The 20,563-nt window shown below is 66.5% G+C and carries 16 protein-coding genes and 2 pseudogenes; 6 read left to right on the plus strand and 12 right to left on the minus strand.

Translation table 11 applies throughout. From position 1 onward, the window contains the following. The 4 genes from PVZ77_RS02560 to PVZ77_RS02575 form a co-directional block, all read right to left on the minus strand. The gene (locus tag PVZ77_RS02560; RefSeq protein ID WP_007160184.1) at window positions 1-426 is read right to left on the minus strand and encodes an STAS domain-containing protein; all 426 of its coding nucleotides are present in this window, start codon (window positions 424-426) and stop codon (window positions 1-3) included. 10 nt (window positions 427-436) lie between these two features. Then, window positions 437-1,276, minus strand: a complete 840-nt coding sequence (locus PVZ77_RS02565; protein ID WP_273805444.1) for an STAS domain-containing protein — start codon at window positions 1,274-1,276, stop codon at window positions 437-439. A 114-nt stretch (window positions 1,277-1,390) separates the two neighbouring features. Continuing rightward, window positions 1,391-1,654, minus strand: a complete 264-nt coding sequence (locus PVZ77_RS02570) for a PepSY domain-containing protein (protein WP_007160186.1) — start codon at window positions 1,652-1,654, stop codon at window positions 1,391-1,393. A gap of 75 nt (window positions 1,655-1,729) precedes the next feature. Further along, entirely contained in the window at window positions 1,730-2,695 is a 966-nt protein-coding gene (locus PVZ77_RS02575) for a CHAD domain-containing protein (RefSeq protein ID WP_273805443.1), read from the minus strand. A gap of 199 nt (window positions 2,696-2,894) precedes the next feature. On the opposite strand from PVZ77_RS02575, the gene pap reads away from it, so the two are divergent. After that, window positions 2,895-4,379 carry a polyphosphate:AMP phosphotransferase gene (gene pap / locus PVZ77_RS02580; protein ID WP_273805442.1) on the plus strand — a complete coding sequence of 495 codons (1,485 nt, stop codon included), beginning with the start codon at window positions 2,895-2,897 and terminating at the stop codon, window positions 4,377-4,379. A 420-nt stretch (window positions 4,380-4,799) separates the two neighbouring features. Here pap and PVZ77_RS02585 read toward each other — a convergent pair whose 3' ends face one another. Continuing rightward, on the minus strand, window positions 4,800-5,009 hold the full coding sequence (locus PVZ77_RS02585; RefSeq protein WP_007160189.1) for a cold-shock protein: 210 nt from the start codon (window positions 5,007-5,009) through the stop codon (window positions 4,800-4,802). Window positions 5,010-5,277: 268 nt separating this feature from the next. Between PVZ77_RS02585 and PVZ77_RS02590 the strand changes: the two genes are divergently transcribed. The 3 genes and pseudogenes from PVZ77_RS02590 to PVZ77_RS25985 form a co-directional block, all read left to right on the plus strand. Continuing rightward, the gene (locus tag PVZ77_RS02590; protein ID WP_273805441.1) at window positions 5,278-8,748 is read left to right on the plus strand and encodes an acyl-[ACP]--phospholipid O-acyltransferase; all 3,471 of its coding nucleotides are present in this window, start codon (window positions 5,278-5,280) and stop codon (window positions 8,746-8,748) included. A gap of 92 nt (window positions 8,749-8,840) precedes the next feature. Then, window positions 8,841-9,566, plus strand: a pseudogene (locus PVZ77_RS25980) (MCP four helix bundle domain-containing protein); the annotation flags it as partial. Between the two features lie 309 nt (window positions 9,567-9,875). Next, window positions 9,876-10,472: pseudogene (locus PVZ77_RS25985) on the plus strand (methyl-accepting chemotaxis protein); the annotation flags it as partial. A gap of 13 nt (window positions 10,473-10,485) precedes the next feature. On the opposite strand, the gene PVZ77_RS02600 reads toward PVZ77_RS25985, so the two are convergent. From PVZ77_RS02600 to PVZ77_RS02630, 7 genes are all read right to left on the minus strand, one after another. Next, window positions 10,486-11,904: an MFS transporter gene (locus tag PVZ77_RS02600; RefSeq protein WP_273805439.1), complete on the minus strand. Its 1,419-nt coding sequence runs from the start codon at window positions 11,902-11,904 to the stop codon at window positions 10,486-10,488. 139 nt (window positions 11,905-12,043) lie between these two features. Beyond that, window positions 12,044-12,994, minus strand: a complete 951-nt coding sequence (locus PVZ77_RS02605) for a sugar-binding transcriptional regulator (RefSeq protein WP_273805438.1) — start codon at window positions 12,992-12,994, stop codon at window positions 12,044-12,046. 187 nt (window positions 12,995-13,181) lie between these two features. After that, on the minus strand, window positions 13,182-13,982 hold the full coding sequence (locus PVZ77_RS02610) for an SDR family oxidoreductase (RefSeq protein WP_273805437.1): 801 nt from the start codon (window positions 13,980-13,982) through the stop codon (window positions 13,182-13,184). Between the two features lie 54 nt (window positions 13,983-14,036). Next, window positions 14,037-14,801, minus strand: coding sequence for an SDR family oxidoreductase (locus PVZ77_RS02615; protein WP_273805436.1), 765 nt, complete (start codon window positions 14,799-14,801; stop codon window positions 14,037-14,039). 14 nt (window positions 14,802-14,815) lie between these two features. Then, on the minus strand, window positions 14,816-16,321 hold the full coding sequence (locus PVZ77_RS02620; RefSeq protein WP_273805435.1) for a sugar ABC transporter ATP-binding protein: 1,506 nt from the start codon (window positions 16,319-16,321) through the stop codon (window positions 14,816-14,818). A gap of 101 nt (window positions 16,322-16,422) precedes the next feature. After that, window positions 16,423-17,355, minus strand: coding sequence for a sugar ABC transporter substrate-binding protein (locus tag PVZ77_RS02625; RefSeq protein ID WP_273805434.1), 933 nt, complete (start codon window positions 17,353-17,355; stop codon window positions 16,423-16,425). Window positions 17,356-17,411: 56 nt separating this feature from the next. After that, a complete protein-coding gene (locus PVZ77_RS02630) occupies window positions 17,412-18,407 on the minus strand; it encodes an ABC transporter permease (RefSeq protein WP_443218020.1) in 996 nt (331 codons plus the stop codon). Window positions 18,408-18,744: 337 nt separating this feature from the next. On the opposite strand from PVZ77_RS02630, the gene PVZ77_RS02635 reads away from it, so the two are divergent. Then, a complete protein-coding gene (locus PVZ77_RS02635) occupies window positions 18,745-19,581 on the plus strand; it encodes a transketolase (RefSeq protein ID WP_133860280.1) in 837 nt (278 codons plus the stop codon). Then, window positions 19,571-20,527 carry a transketolase family protein gene (locus tag PVZ77_RS02640; RefSeq protein ID WP_273805433.1) on the plus strand — a complete coding sequence of 319 codons (957 nt, stop codon included), beginning with the start codon at window positions 19,571-19,573 and terminating at the stop codon, window positions 20,525-20,527. Before PVZ77_RS02635 ends, PVZ77_RS02640 begins: the two co-directional genes overlap by 11 nt. The last annotated feature ends 36 nt before the right edge of the window (window positions 20,528-20,563 follow it).

The raw sequence follows: 20,563 nt of genomic DNA on the forward strand, positions 1-20,563 counted from the left end.
TCAGTCTCCTGGCGGAGTGGAAGCGTCTGTGTCTTCGCCACCCTCTGACTCCTCAAGCGATTCGTCCGCGGCGACCATGGCTTCCAGCCGGCGCATGCCCTTTTCCATGTTCAGCGCCGTGGCGATGCCTTCCAGCGACAGCCCTAGCTCCACCAGGGTGATGGCCACCGCCGGCTGCATGCCGACCACGATCACCTTAGCATCGAGGATGCGCGAGACCTGGGCGATGTGGGACAGCATCCGGCCAATGAAGGAGTCGACGATTTCCAGCGCCGAGATGTCGATGAGTACGCCCTTGGCCTTGTGCCGCACGATCTGCTCGGTGAGGTCTTCCTGCAGGTCCAGCGCCAGCTGGTCGTGCATGTCGACCTGGATGCTCAGCAGCAGGAAGGGGCCCAGCTTGAGGATCGGAATCCGCTCGATCATGGCGTGTTCCTCAAACCCTTACCGGGGCGGCCAGGCGCATGCCCTGCTGGCGCAGGGCCAGGCGGAAAGCATCAGCCAGGGACGCCTTGGTGATCACATCGCCAAGGTCCACGCCCAGATGGACGATGGTGGCGGCGATCTGCGGTCGAATGCCGCTGATGATGCACTGGGCACCCATCAGGCGGGCGGCGGTCACCGTCTTGAGCAGGTGCTGGGCGACCATGGTGTCCACCGTGGGCACGCCGGTGATATCGATGATGGCGATGTCCGACTCGGTCTGGACGATCTTTTCCAGCAGCGACTCCATTACCACCTGGGTGCGATTGCTGTCCAGCGCCCCGATCAGCGGGATGGCGAGGATGCCGTCCCACAGCTCCACCACCGGGGTAGACAGTTCCAGCATGCTTTCCTGCTGCTCGCGGATCACCGTCTCGCGGCCGCTCATATAGCTTTCCATGCTGTACAGGCCAAGATGGTCGATCAGCCGGGTGGCGGCCCAGATCTCGGCGAGCGGGTCGTCGCACTCGTTCTGGATCAGGTTGAACAGCGGTTCCTTGAGAGAGAAGACGAAGGTCGCCGTCTGCGCGGGCGTCAGGCCCGCACGGCTCTGGTCGAAGGAGAAGCGCTCTAGCAGCGCCCGTACCGGCTGCCAGTGAGGCTCGCGCAGATCCCCCAGGCCCTGGGCGGCGGCCACGGTGATCCGCCGCAGCAACTCGGCGGAATTGGCCAGGATGGTGGTTTCGTCGAGCAGGTCGATGCGCATGCCGGCGGCGCGCTGGGCGCCGATCCAGGCATCGAGCAGCGGCCGCTCATGGGTGCGCAGCAGCTCGACCAAAGCGGTACTGTACATGAAGGTTCCTAGGTGACGAGAAGACGGCTCAGGATGGGCCGACCGAGCGGAAAGCGTGAGAAGAGGCGGCAGGTGCAGGCAGGGATCCAACCGCGTGATCGGATCCCCAGGAAATCACATGTCCATCTTTTCCTTGGTGATCTTGCCGGTCTTGGCGTCGGCATGGAAGTCGTACTTCATACCATCTTTCTTCATGCCTTCGCCTTCCCACTGACCGTCATCGGCTTCGATCTTGGTGATCGAGGTGTAGCCCTGCTCCATGAGCTTGGACTTGACGTCGTTCATGGGCATCCAGTCGGCGCCGGGCTGGTCGGCCAGGGCCGCGGTGCTGGCCAGTACGGAACAGGCAAACAGGGAAGCGAGCAGCTTGGATTTCATCGCGAGACCTCGTCGTGGTGGTATGCCCAGGGTTGGACCACCACCACGCGCGACAGATCCCCTCTGGCTCAGGCGTTAGACTGACAATTCTTCGACCAGGTGCGGCAACAGCCCGACCGGTGCCGACTTGGGCTTACCCTTGACCTTGCGCGGCGTATAGGGGTGACTGGCCAGCCGCCAGAGATCGCGCCAACGCTCGGCGAGGGCGGTGGGCTTGTCCAGATAGAGGCGCAGGCCCAGGGAAAAGGCCTTCGCCTGCAGCCGCTCGCGCTGCTGGGCCAGGCTTTCGCCGATGGCCAGGCGGGTGTTGCTGGCGCCGAACAGGGTCGGCTCGTCCACCAACAGCTGCTGCATCACCGCCAGGTCGTGATCGTCGCCCAGGTATTCCGAAAGACGCTTGAGGCTCTTCTGGCGGGTCTTGAACTCCGCGGGCCAGGCCGCAGCCAGCAACTGGGTGTGATACCAGTGATCCTTCACCCGCTTGCGCCAGTCGTGCAGGGTGTCGTCGGTGGGCTTGTCGCGAGCGGTCTTGAGCGCCTGGCGCCCGGCCTTGTAGTTGTCTTCCAGGCCGCGGGCGAAGAGGGCAAAGCCCTTGCCGGAGAGTTTCCAGCCGGCTACCTCCTCACGCATGGCGGTCAGCGCCTCGAGCAGCTCGGGATGGCCGCTGGCCGCGGCGATCTGCTGGTCGGCGCGCTCCTGCAGGCGCTGGCGCACGCGCTTCATGGCCGGCGAGGCGAAACGCTTGCGGTCGGACTCGCCCAGCTTGTCCCAGCTTTCCACCAGGGCGGCGCTGTCACGCAGCGAGGACAGCTCGCGCCCGAGGTCGCGCAGGCGCCGATTGCGACTGGCGAAGGCGCGCTTGCCCAGGGCGCCGTGCAGCAGCCGCAGGAGGGCGCGCAGTTCCTTGAGTCGCTTGCGCGTCTCGTGGACGCCCTTGGGGGTAGCGCTGGACAGGGACGCCTCAGCCTGCACCAGACGATCCGTCACCACGCGGCGGACTTCCTCGTCAGCCGGTTGCCGCGCATCGAAACGAAAGGCCATCGAACTCTCCTCAATAGGTGGACTGCAACACCCGCTTGCGCGGGAGCGTAACGGTAAGAAAGACCTTCACGACAGCGGGAGATGCCAAATTTCATCTAAACGTCATATTTCCTTCATGCCGCTCACGCCGGGCACCGCCTGCCGCCGGGTCGGTCAGAAGGGCTATAGTTGCCCGACCACCCCGCGCAAGGAGATCCGGATGTTCGAAGCCGCCGAAAACGAACACCTGCTCGACGAGGCCACCTACGACGCCAAGCTGCCCAAGCTGCGCGAGGCGCTGCTGGCCGCCCAGTACGAACTCAAGACCCAGGGCCGCTTCCCGGTGATCGTGCTGATCAATGGCATCGAGGGCGCGGGCAAGGGCGAGACGGTCAAGCTGCTCAACGAGTGGATGGATCCGCGTCTGATCCGCGTCGAGACCTTTCTGCAGCCCAGCCACGAGGAACGCCAGCACCCGCCGGCGTGGCGCTACTGGCAGCGCCTGCCAGGCAAGGGGCGGATCGGCGTGTTCTTCGGCAACTGGTACAGCCAGATGCTGCACGGCCGGGTCAACAAGGAACTCAGTCGCGTCGAGCTGGATGCCGCCATCGGCCAGGCGGAACGTTTCGAGCGCATGCTCGCCGACGAGGGCGCGCTGATCCTCAAGTTCTGGTTCCACCTCTCCAAGCCCCAGCTCAAGCAGCGCCTGAAGCACCTCAAGAACGATCCCCGCCTGGGCTGGAAGCTCAGTCCGCTGGACTGGCGCCAGGCCAAGGTCTATGACCGCTTCGTGAAGGAGGGCGAGCGCGTGGTGCGGCGAACCCATCACGACTATGCCCCCTGGCATGTGGTGCCCGGTTTCGACGAGCGCTTTCGCAGCCTGACCGTCGGCACCGTGCTGCTCAAGGCGCTGCAACGCGCCCTGGCCAACAAGCCGCGCAAGCAGCGCAAGGCCGCCGCGGTACTGCCGCCGCCGGTCGATGGCCGCGGCGTGCTGGAGGCCATGGACCTGAGTCAGCGCCTGGACAAGGCCGATTACGACGACCAGCTGCTCGCCGAGCAGGCCCGGCTGGCGCGGCGGCTGCGCGACAAGAAGTATCGCCACCATGCCCTGGTGGCGGCCTTCGAGGGCAACGACGCCGCTGGCAAGGGCAGTGCCATCCGCCGCGTCACGGGTGCCCTGGATCCCCGGCAGTACCGCATCGTCCCGATCGCCGCGCCCAGCGACGAAGAACTGGCCCAGCCCTATCTCTGGCGCTTCTGGCGGCATATCCCGCGGCAGGGCAATTTCACCATCTTCGATCGTTCCTGGTACGGCCGGGTACTGGTGGAGCGGGTCGAGGGACTGACCCCCGCCGCCGACTGGCATCGCGCCTATGGCGAGATCAACGACTTCGAGGAACAGCTCCACGACGCCGGCCTCGTGCTGGCCAAGTTCTGGCTGGCCATCGACCAGGACACCCAGCTGGAGCGCTTTCGCGCCCGCGAGGAAACGCCCTTCAAGCGCTTCAAGATCACCGAGGACGACTGGCGCAATCGCGACAAGTGGGACCTCTACAGCCAGGCGGTCAACGACATGGTGGTGCAGACCAGCACCGCCATCGCGCCCTGGACGCTGGTGGAGGCCAACGACAAGCGATTCGCCCGGGTGAAGGTGGTGCGGACGCTCAACGAGGCATTGGAGCGGGCGTACGATAAAGATTGAGAGGCTGCTGCCTGGGGGCTAGGTGCTTCGCTTCACACGTATATCGCGACGTTTATCGTAGACGTGCAGGTGCGGAGGATGCGCCCCGTTCCAGAAGGGTGAGCGGAATCGCTGCGCAAGGGGTTGAGCGGCATGGATGCCGCGAGAGTCGCGAGGGCCATGGATGGCCCTTCGCGGCGTGCCCCTGGAGCGGCGATGGAGCAAACGAACCCCGGCGCAGCTGGGGCCGATGGTGGGGCAAGCGTTTTTGGTTACTTTTGCCGCGACTGGCAAAAATGACTCGCCCGGGTGGGCGAAATAGCAAGCATCCACAGACACGGTAATCAGCTGTGTACCCAATACCAGCGGCAGTCCATCACCTAAATCCCAGAAACGAAAAAGCCCCACCGAAGTGGGGCCTTTCTGCAACCGGATCAGTCGTTAGACGACTTGAACCTGGTCAGCTTGCATACCCTTCTGGCCTTTGACAGCCACGAAAGTGACCTTCTGGCCTTCGCTCAGGCTCTTGAAGCCGGCGCTTTCGATGGAGCGGTAGTGCACGAACAGGTCGGCGCCGCTTTCCGGGGTGATGAAGCCGTAGCCTTTTTCATCGTTGAACCACTTGACGGTGCCATTTTCACGATTGGACATGAGTATCTCCAGGGTGTAGGGGGAACAACCACGTTAGCGAGACATTCGCTAGCGGGACTGTAATGCGAGAGTGAGACGAGCCAGGAGATGAAAATGAAGCAACATCAAGCAGGTATCGAGTAACTATTGCAGTAGCAGTGCCCACACCATACTCGCTTTCGCGAGCTTGTATAGCCCTGATTCGCATATTTGTTGACCAGTGGCGCTGCTTGCGCTGCCAGAGCGTCTCACTCAGGCTACGGATTCCCCTGCTCGAAAGAGACTCCGCATGGACAAGCTGCACCGGATCAAGGGGGCCTGGCCCTACCTGATCGCCGTCTTTCTCAACGCCTTCGTCGATCTTGGCCACAAGATCGTCATCCAGAACACCGTGTTCAAGGTCTATGACGGTTCCACCCAGGTGGTGCTGACCGCCCTGGTCAACGGCATGATGCTGTTGCCCTTCATCCTGCTGTTCAGTCCCTCCGGCCATGTGGCCGATCGCTTCGCCAAGGTCCGGGTGCTGCGCCTCGGCGGCTGGGCGGCGGTGGCCATCACCCTGGGCATCACCCTGGCCTACTATGCCGGGCTGTTCGAGCTGGCCTTCGCCATGACGCTCCTGCTGGCCATCCAGGCGACCTTCTACTCGCCGGCCAAGTACGGCTACATCAAGGCGCTGTTCGGCAAGCAGCGGCTGGCCGAGGGCAATGGCCTGGTGCAGGCCAATTCCATCATCGCCATTCTCGCCGGCACCGTCGTCTTCACCGCCTTCTTCCAGCTGCACCTGGGCGAGGGCCAGGCCACGCCCCATGCGATCCTGCAGGACATCGCGCCGCTGGGCTGGCTGCTGGTGCTCTGCAGCCTGGCCGAGGTGGCGCTGCTCTATCGCCTGCCGCTGCTGGAAGAGCCCAGGCCGCGCGAGCCCTTCGACTGGCATGCCTATCTACGGCTGCAGACCGCCCGGCGCAACCTGGCGGTGATCGGCGAGAATCCGGTGATCCGCCTGTCGATCATCGGCCTGGCGGTGTTCTGGTCGGTGGGCCAGGTGCTGCTGGCGAGCTTTCCGGCCTATGCCAAGGATCATCTGGGCATCGACAACGTGCTGCTGTTGCAGGGCATCCTGGCCTGCGCCGGGATCGGCATCGCCATCGGCTCGGCGCTGGCCAGTCGGGCCTCGCGTGGGCGCATCGAGACCGGGCTGATCCCGGTGGGCGCCCTGGGCATCGCCCTCGGCCTGTGGTGGCTGCCGGCGCCCAGTTCGGCCTGGGTGCATGCGCTCAACTTCATCTTCATCGGCCTGATGGGCGGGCTGTTCATCGTCCCGCTCAACGCCCTGATCCAGTTCCATGCCCGCGAGGAGCAGCTCGGTACGGTGCTGGCGGCCAACAACTGGGTGCAGAACGTCGCCATGCTGAGCTTTCTAGTGCTCACCGCGGTGATCGCCCTGCTCGGTCTGGACAGTCGCTGGCTGCTGCTGCTGATCGCCGCCGTGGCGCTGATCGGCGGCGCCTACACGGTGTGGAAGCTGCCCCAGAGCCTGGTGCGTTTCCTGCTCGGCCTGATGGTCACCCGGCACTACCGCATCCAGGTGCAGGGCCTGCAGAACCTGCCGGCCCAGGGCGGGGTACTGCTGCTGGGCAATCACATCAGCTGGGTGGACTGGGCCATGGTGCAGATCGCCAGCCCGCGCCCGGTACGCTTCGTGATGCTGCGCGCGATCTACGAGCGCTGGTACCTGAAGCCCTTCCTCAAGGCCATGGGCTGCCTGCCCATCGCCCAGGGCAGCGGTGCCGGCGCGGCGCTGGAACAGGTGGCCGGGCTGCTGAGCGCCGGCGAGGTGGTCTGCCTGTTTCCGGAAGGGGCGATCAGCCGCACCGGTCAGCTCGGCGAATTCCGCCGCGGCTACGAAAAGGCCTGCGAGCGGGTCGGTCCCGAGGTGCAGATCGTGCCCTTCTACCTCCGCGGCCTCTGGGGCAGCCAGTTCTCGCGCTCTTCCAGCAAGCTCAAGGAGCTGCGGGACAGCCCGCTGCACCGCGAGGTGGTGGTGGCCTTCGGCAAGGCGTTGCCCAAGGACACCCCGGCCGATGTGCTCAAGCGGCGGATCTTCGAGTTGTCGATTCGCTCCTGGGAGCGCTACATGCATGGCCTGCCGTCGCTGGCCGATGCCTGGGTCGCCAGCGTCAAGCGCCGGCCCAATGGCCTGGCGCTGATCGACGACCTGGGCGCTCCGCTCAAGGCCGCCCAGGCGCTCACCGGCGCCGCCTGCCTGGCGCGGCGGATGCGCAAGCGGCCCGAGGCCAATCTCGGCCTGCTGCTGCCCACCAGCAGCGGCGGCGTGCTGGCCAACATGGCGGTGCTGCTGGCCGGCAAGACCCTGGTCAATCTCAACTACACGGCCACGCCCGAGGCGCTGGCGTCCGGCCTGGACCAGGCCGGTATCCGGACCGTCTACACCTCCAAGCGCTTTCTCGACCGCCTGCGCAAGCGCGGCCTGCCGGTAGACGAGTTGCTCGCCGGGCGCGAGGTGGTGGATCTGGAGGAGTTGCGCGCCGGCATCGGCAAGGCTGAACTGCTGGCCAACTGGCTGGCGGTCTGGCTGTTGCCCACCGCCATGCTGCAGGTGCTGCTGAGTCGCGCCCACGATCCCGAGGCCACCGCCGCCATCCTCTTCTCCAGTGGCAGCGAGGGCACGCCCAAGGGGGTGATGCTCAGCCACAGCAACCTCATGGCCAATCTCAAGCAGACCTCGGACGTGCTCAACACCCAGGACGACGACGTCTTCATGGCCTCGCTGCCGCTGTTCCACGCCTTCGGCCTCACCGTGACCCAGTTCCTGCCGCTGATCGAAGGAGTGCCGGTGGTCTGCCAGGCTGATCCCACCGACGTGGCCGGCATCGCCAAGGCGGTGGCGACCCATCGCGCCACGGTGCTCTGCGGCACCTCGACCTTCCTGCGGCTGTTCGTGCGCAACACCAAGGTACATCCGCTGATGCTGGAGAGTCTGCGCATCGTTGTGGCCGGTGCCGAGCGCCTGGATCCGGCGGTGCGCGAGGCCTTCAAGCTCAAGTTCAACCAGGACATCTACGAGGGCTACGGCGCCACCGAGACCGCGCCGGTGGCCTCGGTCAACCTGCCCGATGCCCTGGACATGAGCTACCTGCAGGTGCAGCGCGGCGGCAAGCTCGGCACCGTGGGCATGCCGCTGCCGGGAACCGGCTTCAAGATCGTCGACCCCCAGACCTTTGCCGAATTGCCCACCGGCGCGGCCGGCATGGTGCTGATCGGCGGGCCGCAACTGATGCAGGGGTATCTGAACGATCCCGAGCGCACCGCCAAGGCGATCCGCGAGATCGACGGCGAGCGCTGGTACGTGACCGGCGACCAGGGTCGGCTGGACGAGGACGGCTTTCTCACCATCGTCGACCGCTATTCGCGCTTCGCCAAGATCGGCGGCGAGATGGTCAGCCTGGGCGCCGTGGAGCAGGCCCTGGCCAGGGCGGTGGCCGATCCGGAGATCGAGCTGCAGGCGGTCAATCTGCCGGACGCTAGGAAGGGCGAGCGCATCGTGGTGCTGCATACCAGCACCCTGGACGGCGCGGCGGTGGAAAAGACCCTGCTGGCCCAGGGGGTGAGCGGACTGCTGCTGCCCTCGGCCTGGCTGTCGGTGGAAAGCCTGCCGAAACTGGGCACCGGCAAGGCCGACGTGGCCGGCGCGAAACGCCTGGCGCAGACGCGGTTGAGCGAGGCGGGGGAGGCCTAGCGATAAATCGTCCATCCGGTGCCGGCGAACCCTAAAGCCTGGCGCCGTTTGGCCGATCATGAGGGGGCTAATCATTTTTCGAGGTCTTCCCGGTGAAGCTACGCTCCCTCAACATCGCCCCGCGGGCCCTGGTCGCCTTTGGTTTCTTCGCCCTGCTGGTAATCGGCCTCGGGCTGTTTTCCCTGGGCCAGAATCGCGTCATCAAGGAAGGCGAGGAGCAGATCGTCGGCAACGTGATCCCCAGCGTCCAGACCATCGGCGAGATCCGCGCCGATCTGCTGAGTCTGCGCATGCACAACCAGGGGCTGATGCTGGCCAGCTCCAATGCCGAGACCCAGGCGGTGCACAAGGCCATCGAGGCGGCCAAGGCCAGCCTGGAACAGCATGTGCGCCAGTTCGACGCCCTGTTGCTCACCGACACCGGGCGGGAGGTCTACACCCGCATGACCGGCCAGCTGGCCACCTACCTGAACAACCAGAATCGCTATCTCAAGGCGCTGGACGACCAGAACGACGCTGAGCTGCTCAAGCTGGCCGGGCAGGACGGCGAGATGGCCCACAGTGGCAATGCCTTGAGCGCTACCGTCAACGAACTCGCCGGGTTGGTCAACGGCAAGGTCACGCGTCTGGCCGCTGCCTCTATGGCCAGCTATCACAATGCCATCGCCATCACTGCGGCGGTGATGGTGGCGGCCCTGGCCGGTACCCTGCTGCTGGCCTGGCGCTTTACCTGCAGCCTCACCGGGCCGTTAGAAAAGGCCCTGGCGGTGGCCGAGCGCATCGCCGCCAACGACCTCAGCCGGACGGTCGAGCCGGACGGGCGCGACGAACCCGGCCGGCTGCTGGCGGCTATGGCGCGGATGCAGGACAACCTGCGCGGCACCTTGGAGCGGCTGACCCTGTCGTCCACTACCCTGGCGTCCACCTCCGAAGAGTTGTCGACGGTCACCGAGACGGGGCTGCGCGGCATCCAGCGGCAGAATGACGAACTGGCCCAGGCGGCCACCGCTGTCAACCAGATGACCGCTGCGGTGGAGGAGGTCGCGCGCAATGCCGCTGCCGCCAGCGCCGCCGCCCAGGACTCGCGCACCTCGGCCGATCTCGGACAGCGCCGGGTCGAGGAGACCCTCACCACCATTCACGCGCTGCACACGGCGGTGACCTTCAGCAGCGGCGAGATCGACGGCCTGGCCGTCCAGGTACAGCGCATCAGCGGGGTGCTCGACGTCATCCACGGCATCGCCGAGCAGACCAATCTGCTGGCGCTCAACGCCGCCATCGAAGCCGCGCGTGCCGGTGAGGCGGGCCGCGGCTTTGCCGTGGTGGCCGACGAGGTGCGCGCCCTGGCGGCCCGTACCCAGCAGTCCACCGGCGAGATCGAAGACATGATCGGCGCCATCCAGGGCGGCGCCGGCAAGGCGGTGGACGCCATGGCCACCAGCAATCAGCAGGCCGGCGTCTGCTTGGAGGTGGCCGCGGCCGCCGGCGCGGCCCTGGCCGAGATCGGTCGTCACATCGTGCAGATCACCGAGCGCAACCTGAGCATCTCCGCCGCCACCGAGGAGCAGGCCCAGGTGGCCCGCGAGGTGGATCGCAACCTCACCAGCATCCGCGACCTGTCCACCCAGAACGCCGCCGGAGCCGGGCAGACCGCCGCCGCCAGCACCGACCTGGCGCGTTTGGCCGGTGACCTGAATGGCGCGGTGCGGCAGTTCCGCCTCTGAGCGCAGGGTCCGCCTAACGGGCGATGTCCTCCAGTGCCCGGTTGCGGGTGCGCGGGCCGAACAGGCCGATGGTCAGCACTACGATCAGCATGCTGGCGACGATGAAGGCCAGCACGCCCGGGGTGCCCAGGCGCTCCAGCAGGGTGCCGATCAGCAGGCTGCTGAACACCGTGGACAGCCGGCTGAAGGAATAGCAGAAGCCCACCGCCCGGGCGCGGATGGCGGTGGGAAACAGCTCGGCCTGGTAGGAATGGAAGGCGAAGGTCAGCCAGGCGTTGCAAAAGGTGATGCCGACGCCACAGAGGATCAGACCGAGGGCGCCCTGCTGCAGGGCGAACAGGCTGCCGAATCCCACCGTCCCTAGCGCGGAGCCGACGATCTGCCACTTGTTCTCGAAGCGATTGGCGATGCGCACGAACAGCAGCGGCCCCAGCGGATAGGCGAGGGTGATGACGAAGGCATAGCCCAGGCTGTGGGTCAGGCTCACGCCCTGGCCGGACAGCAGCGCCGGCAGCCAGTTGCCAAAGCCGAAGAACCCGATGGCCTGGAACAGATTGAAGACGATCAGCATGATTACCCGGCGCCGATAGGGTGGTTGCCACAGCGCCGCGAAGCGCGCGCTCACAGCGCGTTCTTCGACGATCGCCGCCGGCGGCGGCAGCGGCTGGCCGCTGTCGGCCTGGCAGGCGGCTTCCAGGCGCTCCACGCCCCGTTCGGCTTCGTCCAGCCGGCCCTGCTGGGCCAGCCAGCGCGGTGATTCGGGCAGGCGCTGGCGCAGCCACCAGATGAACAGGGCGAAGACGGCACTGGACAGCACCACCCAGCGCCAGCCGGAGATCCCCAGCGGCGCCTGGGGTACCAGCCACCAAGACAGCAGCGCCACCGCCGGCACCGAGAGGAATTGAATGGCGAAGGCGAAGGCGAACGCCGAGGTGCGCATGGCCTTGGGCACCAGTTCCGACAGATAGGCGTCGATGGTCACCAGCTCCAGGCCCAGGCCGATGCCCACCACGAAGCGCAAGGCGATCAGCCCCAGGGCAGTGGTCTGCAGGCCCATGGCCAGGGTCGCTAGGGTGTAGCCGACCAGCGCCCAGGTAAAGATCGCCCGGCGACCGAAGCGGTCGGCGATGGGGCTGAGCAGGCTGGCACCGACGAACAGGCCGAGAAAGGTGGCCGCGGCGAAGGCGGCCTGGTCGGAGACGCCGAACACCCCGGCCGCGCCGGTCTGGAAGACGCCATCGCGCAACAGGCCGGGGCTGATGTAGGCGGTCTGGAACAGGTCGTAGAGTTCGAAGAAGCCGCCGATGGACAGCAGGGCCACCAGGCGCCACAGGCTGCGGGTGGCTGGCAGGCGATCGAGGCGCGCCGACAGAGCGGCGGCCCGCTGGGAGGCGGGCAGGGCAGTGGCCGAAGCCGAAGACGCAGAGGTCATGGGACGCTATCCAGAGAACAGTCGTCCTACAGCTTACGGGTCAGGCCGTGCCGAATGTTGCCAAAGATTTCCGTTATGGCGTTATCGTTTGGCAGGAAATCGCGTTTGCGGACTCGAATCTGGCAGCAACGTGCGCCAATCAGGGAACCAGCGCCAGGGCAGTGCGCAGATCGACCACCAAGACATCCAGATAACCGCCCTGCAGCGCGCCGCGGATGGCGTTGACCTTGCGCAGCCCCCCAGCGAGACCCACCACGCGGTCGATCTTCAGCAGTTGCGGCAGGTCCACCGCCACTACGGTCTCTTCGCTGTCGTCCAGCACCGGACGGCCCTGGGCATCGAAGTACCTTAGGCAGATGTCGCCCACCGCGCCACGGGCGGCGAGCACCTCCAGCATGGCCTCGCCGTGGTAGTTGCCGCTGTTGCGCAGCAGCTGCGACGGCTCCAGTTCGCCGATGCCGACCAGGGCCACGGTGAGCCGGGCGAAGCGCTCGGTCACCTCGCGCACCTCGTCCAGCTGCAGGATGCGCTGGCGACTTTCCGGTGACTGCTCGATGCTCTGGGACGGCAGCAGATAGGCCGGGCAACCCAGCAGGTTGGCCAGTTGCTGGGTCAGCAGGGTGGCCTCGAAGGCGCCCTTGTTGCCGACCCCGCCGAGCAGCTGCACCACCTCGGTGGCGCCCTGACGACTGCTGCCCCGGTGCATGTGGCCGACCATGGCGCGAATGGTCGAGCTCCAGGAGGAGATGCCGATGTGGTCGCGTTCGGTGACGCTGGTTTCCAGGTAGTGGGCGGCGGCCGAGCCGATGGCCTGCTTGATGGCCTCTTCGTCGTCGCCGGTGGGCTCCACCACGATCGCCTGGCGGATGCCATAGCGCTGCTGTAGCTGGCGCTCCAGTTCCAGGTGGAAATTGCGCGGGCGCTGTACCGAGATGCGCACGATGCCTTCCTTGAGCGCTCGGCTCAGGGCGCGGCTGACGAAGGATTGCGACAGGTCGAGCTGTTCGGAGATCTGCGACTGCTTGAGTCCTTCTTCGTAGTAGAGGGAGGCGATCTTGGTCAGCAGGCGTTGTTCTTCGAGGTTACTCATCCAGATTCCCGGTACCCGCGGATACGCCGCGCTCGCGGCGGCCAGCCCGAACCAGGAAGTCCCCTGACCGCGACGAACCACCGAAAAGCAGGCACGTACCTGTTAGAAAGGCGCATTTTCCAGCTATTTTCCCTCAGCCTCTCGCCGGACGCCAAGGTTTTTGCGGCCTGGCGTCCCCGGGGGTCGATCAGGACATGATCAGGCCACCGTCCACATTGATCGCCTGGCCGGTGATGTAGGCGGCGTCCGCCGAAGCGAGGAAGGCCACCAGGCCGGCCACGTCGGCGGGGGTGCCGGCGCGCTTCATGGGTATGTTGCCGACCCATTCGGTCATCAGTTCGCCCTGGCCATAGCGCTTTTCCGGGGTGGAAAGGATCTCGCCCCAGACCCGGTCGTTGTAGTCCCACATCTCGCTTTCGATGATGCCCGGGCAGAAGGCATTGACTGTGATGCCGTGGCGCGCCAGTTCGTGGGCCAGACTCTGGGTGATGCCAATGACGCCCATCTTGCTCGCCGCATAGTGCGGCGTGTAGATGAACCCCTGGCGACCCTGGCCGGAGCTGGTGTTGATCAGGCGTCCGCCACGACCGGCGGCGACCATGCGCTTGGCCGCCTCGCGGCAGCATAGCCAGACGCCGGTGGTGTTGACCTGCAGGATGCGATCGAAGTCCTCGCGCGGCATGCGGTCGAAGGCGTCGATGGTGATGATCCCGGCGTTCTGCACCGAGACGTCGATACGACCGAAGCGGGCCTCGGCCTGGGCATAGAGGTCAGCCACCGCCGCCTCGTCGGTGATGTCCACCACCAGCGGCAGCACCTCGGCACCGGTCTCGGCGGTCAGCCGCGCGGCGGTGTCGTGCACCCGCTCGGCGTTGGAGACCAGCACCAGGTTGGCGCCCTCACGACCGAAGCGCTCGGCGATACCTTCACCGATGCCGCGGCAACCGCCGGTGATGACCACGGTTTGACCTGCGAAGCGACGTTCCACGTGAAACCTCCTAGAGCGGTTGGCGATCCGGCGCGCGTGATCGCCAGCGGGTTGTTACCAGCAGACGAAACCGCCATCGACGATCAGATCGACGCCGGTGCAGAAGGACGCCGCCGGGCTGCAGAGGAAGATCGCCGGACCCACCATCTCCTCCACCTCGGCCATGCGGCCCAGCGGGGTGGTCTGCTCGAAGATCTTGACCTGGTCGGCCACCTCGGGACGGGTGTTCATCGGCGTGGCGGTGTAGCCGGGGCTGATGCAGTTGACCCGGATGCCGCGCTCGGCCCATTCCATCGCCAGGCTCTTGGTCAGGTGGATGACCCCGGCCTTGGAGGTGTTGTAGTGGGCCTGCAGGAGGCCGCGATTGACGATGCTGCCGGACATGGAGGCGATGTTGACGATGGCCCCGCGACCGCGCGGCAGCATCACCCGGGCCTGGGCCTGGCAGCTGAGCATCACCCCGGTGAGGTTGATGTCGAGCATGCGCTGCCAGCGCTCCAGTTCCAGCGCCTCGGCCGGCTGGGCGTTGGCGATGCCGGCGCTGTTGACGGCGAGACTCAGGGGACCGAGTTCGGCCTCGGTACGGGCCACGGCGGCTTCCAGGTCGGCGGCGCTGGTCACCGAGCCTTCCAGGGCCAGGGCACGGCGGCCGTGGGCCTGGATACGCTCGACGGTGCCGGCCAGGTCGCGACTGCCGGGCAGGTCGAAGCAGGCCACATTGGCCCCGGCCTCGGCGAGCCCGATGGCGATGGCCTGGCCGATGCCGCTGCCGGCACCGGTGACGAAGGCGGTCTGGCCGCCGAGATCGAAGAGACGCATGAGAGAACTCCTAGTCAGGCGGTAGCCAATTCCATCACGGCCACCGGGGTGGCCTGTTCACGTTCGAGAATGCCCATCTGCTGGCCACGGCTCATCACCATGACCCGGTGCGACAGGCCGAGGACCTCGTCGAGGTCCGAGCTGACCACGATCACCGCCATGCCGGTGGCCGCCAGTTCGGCGATCACCTGGTAGATAGCGGCGCGGGCGCCGACGTCGATGCCGCGGGTGGGCTCGTCGAGGATGAAGACCTTGGGATTGCGCGCCAGCCACTTGGCGATGATCACCTTCTGCTGGTTGCCACCCGAGAGGGCGGCGATGGCCTGCTCCGGCTGGCCCTTCACGCCGAGCCGGGCCACCGCCTTGCGGGCGAAGGCGCGCAGGCTACCGGGGGACACCCAGCCACCGGCGGCGAGCAGATCGGTGTTGCCATAGATGAGGTTTTCCTCGATAGCGTGGTCGACCACCACGCCCTGCTGCTTGCGATCCTCGGGCACCAGCACGATGCCGGCCTGGATGGCTTCGCAAGGACTGGCGAAGCGGCAGGTCCGGCCTTCCAGCACCAGGGTGCCGGTGACCTGCTCGGCAGCACCGGCGATGGCGCGGACCAGTTCGGTACGGCCGGCGCCGACCACCCCGGCCACGCCGAACACCTCGCCGGCGCGTACCGCGAAATCGATATGCTTGAGCGGCATCTCGCGGCAGCTGAGATCCTTGACCCGCAGCACCTCCCGAGTACCGGGCGCGGCCATGGCCGGGAAGATGCGTTCCACGCTGCGCCCGACCATCTCTTCCACCAGTTGCCGCACCGGCACCTGGGCGGTGGCGTGCAGGGCGATCTGGCGGCCGTCGCGCAAGACCAGCACCCGGTCGGCGATGCGTGCGATCTCTTCCAGGCGATGGCTGATATAGATGAAGGACACGCCCTCGGCCTTGAGCCGCTCGACCTGGGCGAACAGCAACTCGGTCTCTTCGCCACCCAGGGCCGCGGTGGGTTCATCGAGGATCAGCAGGCGGGCCTTGAGGGTCAGCGCCTTGGCGATCTCCACGAGTTGCTGGGCAGCCACGCTGAGGCCGGCCACGGTGCGCGTGGCGGGTACCTTCAGGCCCAGGCGATCCAGCTGGCGCTGGGCCTCGGTTTCCATGAAGGCGCGATCGATGCGACCACCGCGCATGGGCAGGCGCCCGACGAACATGTTTTCGGCGATCGTCAGTTCCGGCAGCAGACGGATCTCCTGATGGATCAGGCCGATGCCGGCGGCCAGCGCGGCGCCGGGGGAATCCGGGGCGTAGTCGCGACCCAGCCAGGTCATGCGACCCCCGGCTTCGGGTGGTACCAGGCCGGCGATGATCGATGACAGGGTGGACTTGCCCGCGCCGTTCTCGCCGAGCAGGGCCAGGACCTCACCCGGCTGGATGTCGACGTCCACGCCGCTCAGTACCTCGATGCCGGCGTATTTCTTGCCGATGCTTCTCAGGCTGAGGGCCGCGGGCTGTTCCAGGGGCATGACGGCGGACATGGGGCCTCCGAAGGGGGAGCAGAAGCTGTGCCTCCCTTGGGAGGCACCTGGATAAGGGGCGGGAGGCGGCGGCCGTTACCCGCCGCTGGCCAGACGATCCGTTACGGGTGGTTCTCGATGAAGGGGGCGACGTTGTCCTTGGTGGTCAGGATCGCCTCCTGCAGCTGCTCCTTGGGCACCTGCTTGCCTTCCTTGAGCGCTACCGCCGATTCCAGGGCCATGCGCCCCATCTTGCGGGTCTGCTGGGTCATGGTGGCGGACAGGGTGCCGGCGGCCACGGCCTTGAGGCCGGCCACGTCGCCGTCGAAGCCGACGATGGTCACCGGATGGTCGAGGTTGGCGACCTTGACCGCCTGGGCGGCACCCAGGGCCATGGCGTCGGCACGGCCGAAGAAGACGCTGATGTTGGGATCGCGCTGGAGCATGTCCTGGGCCACGGCGAAGCCCTTGTCCTGGGCCCACTCGGCGGGCTGCTGGGCGACTACCTTCAACTCCGGAAACTTGGCCAGGCCTTCGGAAAAGCCCTTGGCGCGATCGTTTTCCGGCGTGGTGCCGATCTGACCCTGGAGGATGGCGACGCGGCCCTTGCCATTGGTGACCTTGCCGACGTATTCGGCCAGGGTGCGGGCGGCGGCGACGCTGTCGCTGGCGATGAAGGTGTCACCCGGGGCGTCGGGGGCGTTGCGGTCCACCGCCACCACCGGGATGCCGGCGGCCTTGGCCGCCTTGACCGGGACACCGGCAGCGGTGGCGCCGGCCGGGATGTAGATCAGGGCGTCGACCTGGCGAGTGATCAGGTCCTGGATCTGGTTGACCTGGGTCGCCGAGTTGCCCTGGGCGTCCACGGTGATCACCTTGATGCCCTTGGCCTTGCCTTCGGCCTCGACGGCCTGCTTGATCTGGTTGAAGAAGTCGGCCTGCAGGTTGGCCACGGCCAGGCCCACGGTGAGTTCCTTGGCCTGGGCATTGAGGGCGCCGGTGCAGGTCATGGCGGCGAACAGGGTACTGAGCAACAGCTTCTTGGGGGTCAGCATGGATGGCACTCCGTTGTTATTGTTGTACTGCGGTGACGAGACGAAGCAGATCTGATCTAGCGCTGCCCGTTACGGCGGCGCAGGGTGTCCAGGGTGACGGCCAGGGCGATGACGATGCCGATGATCACCTGCTGCACGAAGGGCGAGACCCCCAGCAGATTCAGGCCGTTGCGCAGCACGCCGATGATCAGCACCCCGACCAGGGTGCCACCGACGCTGCCGACGCCGCCGCTGAGGCTGGCGCCGCCGATCACCACCGCGGCGATGGCATCCAGCTCCATGGACAGGCCGGCGCTGGGCTGGGACGAATCCAGGCGCGCCGCCATGGCCACTGCGGCCAGGCCCGCCAGGGCACCGCTCAGGGCATAGATCCAGATGGTGATGGTGCGCACCTTGATGCCCGACAACCGCGCCACCTCGGCGCTGCCACCCATGGCATAGAGGTTGCGGCCACCGGCGCGAAAGCGCAGGAACACCCAGGCCACCAGCAGCATCAGTAGGAACAGCCCGACGGTGACCGAGAGGAAGCCGAAGTGCCGCACCGTGGCCAGGTTGGTGAACCAGTCCGGGAAGCCGACGATCTGGCGACCGTCGGTGAGGATGTTGGCCAGGCCGCGGGCCACCGACATCATGGTCAGGGTGGCGATGAAGGCGGGCAGCCGGGCCCGGGCGATGAGCAGTCCCGAGACCAGGCCGCAGACCAGGCCACCGAGGATGGCGGCGGGAATCGCCAGTCCCAGCGACCAGCCGATGTCCTGGTAGAGCCAGCCCAGCAGCATCATGGAGAAGGCCAGCACCGAGCCCACCGACAGGTCGATGCCGCCGATGACGATGACCAGGGTCATGCCGATGGCCAGGATGCCGAGCACGGTCACCTGGTCGAGGATGTTGAGGGCGTTGCGCACGGAGAAGAAATACTCCGAGGCAAAGGAGAACACGGCGATCAGCAGTGCCAGGCCGATCAGCGGGCCGCCGACGTTGCGCGGCAGGCGCAGTGCCAGGCGAGCAAGGGGCTTGGCGGGTGGCGAGGCGGTCGGGGCTTTGGCGTCCACGAACTTCTCCTAGAGGTTATTGTTCTTGTGTCCGGCTCGCCTGAATATTTATGCGTGCCTGATTTTTAATTCAGACTCCGCCTGTTCCGGATGGAAGTCAAGCGCCTTTTCATCGCTGCATGCCGAACGCGATGGCGTCGGCAATCCCGCATCCCGCCACGCATTCTATCCATTCGCCAGATCGCCAACGGCCTTTCCTGGCTATTGACGGCCCTGCGGATTGAGGTCTAAATGATAAATATATTTTCAGTGACGAATAAATATTCATAAGACGCCCACTGAAACCTCGGCAGGCGTCTGCTCCATCGCAGCTTCGGATACCCGAGGGGGTCGCCTGATGAATCCGTTCCAGTACGACGTCGCGCAGATTCGCGAAAAGGCCCGGCTGATCCGCCGGCGCGTCATCCAGCTCAATGCCGGCTCGCCCGCCGGTGGCCATACCGGGGCGGATCTGTCGGAGACCGACATCCTCGCTACCCTCTATTTCCGCCTGCTCGACGTCGCCCCGGAACGCCTCGCCGATCCCCAGCGCGACATCTACATCCAGAGCAAGGGCCATGGCGTCGGCGGCCTCTACTGCTGCCTGGCCGAGGCCGGCTACTTCCCGCCGGAATGGCTCGACACCTACCAGCATTTCGACTCCCACCTGCCGGGCCATCCGGTGCGGCAGAAGACCCCCGGCATCGAGCTCAACACCGGCGCCCTGGGCCACGGCCTGCCGGTGGCCACCGGGATCGCCCTGGCCGCGCAACGCGATGGCAGTCCGCGCCGCGTCTATGTGCTGACCGGTGACGGCGAACTGGGCGAGGGCTCCAACTGGGAATCGGCGCTGACCGCCGCCAAGTACCGGCTGGACAATCTCACGGTGATCGTCGACCACAACCGCCTGCAACTGGCCGGTCCCACCGCCGAGATCCTGCCGCTGGAGCCCCTGGCCGAGAAGTGGCGCGCCTTCGGCTTCCATGTGGTCGAGTGCGACGGCAACGACGTGGCTCAGCTGGTGGAAACCCTGGAAGCGCTGCGCGAACACCGTGGCCAGCCCCAGGTGCTGATCGCCAATACCGTCAAAGGCAAGGGGGTTTCCTTCATCGAAGGCAAACCCGAATGGCACCACCGGGTGCCCAAGGGCGACGAGATCGCCGCTGCACTGGAGGAACTCGACCATGGCCACTGATACCCAGACTCCGGGCGAAGCCCATCTCGCCAGCGTCATGGTCGAGGCCTTCATCGCCGCGGTGGACGCCGGCGTCGACCTGGTGCCGGTGGTCAGCGACTCCACCTCCACGGCCAAGATCGGCCCCTTCGTCAAACGCTTCCCGGAGCGCCTGGTCAACGTCGGCATCGCCGAACAGACCCTGGTCGGGGTGGCCGCCGGCCTGGGCCTCGCCGGCAAGGTGGCGGTGACCTGCAACGCCGCCCCCTTCCTGATCTCTCGCGCCAACGAACAGGTCAAGGTGGACGTCTGCTACAACAGATCCAACGTCAAGATGTTCGGGCTTAACGCCGGGGCCAGCTATGGTCCCCTGGCCAGTACCCACCACAGCCTCGACGACATCGCCGTGATGCGCGGCTTCGGCAACGTGGAGATCTATGCTCCGGCCGATGGCAGCGAGTGCCGGCAGATCGTCGAGCACGCCCTGGCCCATGACGGTCCGGTCTATGTCCGCCTGGACGGCAAGGCGCTGCCCGACCTGCACGGTCCCGACTACCGTTTCGTCCCCGGTCAGGTCGACGTGCTGCGCCAGGGTCACGACGTCAGCCTGGTGGCCCTGGGCTCGGTGGTCCACGAGGCGGTGGACGCCGCGCGGTCGCTGGCCGAGCAGGGCATCAGCGCCCAGGTGATCAATCTGTCGTCGATCCGTCCGCTGCAGCGCGAGGCGCTGCTGGAAGCCCTCTGCGCCGCTCGCGGCGGGGTGGTGACGGTGGAAGAGCACAACGCCAACGGCGGGGTGGGCAGCCTGGTCGCCGAGGTCATGGCCGAAGCCGCGCTGGGGGTGCCGCTGATCCGCCTGGGCATCGCCGATGGCGAATATGCCGCCGCCGGTGGCCGCGGGCCGACCCGTGCCAAGCATGGTATCGATGCCGCCGGTATCGTTGCCGCGGTGCAGCGCCTGCGCTGAAGCTCAGGCGTCTGCCACGACCAGAACAACAGGAGC

The sequence above is a fragment of the Pseudomonas sp. SHLD1 genome, assembly GCF_028640935.1.
In the GTDB taxonomy this organism is placed as follows: domain Bacteria; phylum Pseudomonadota; class Gammaproteobacteria; order Pseudomonadales; family Pseudomonadaceae; genus Chryseomonas; species Chryseomonas aestiva.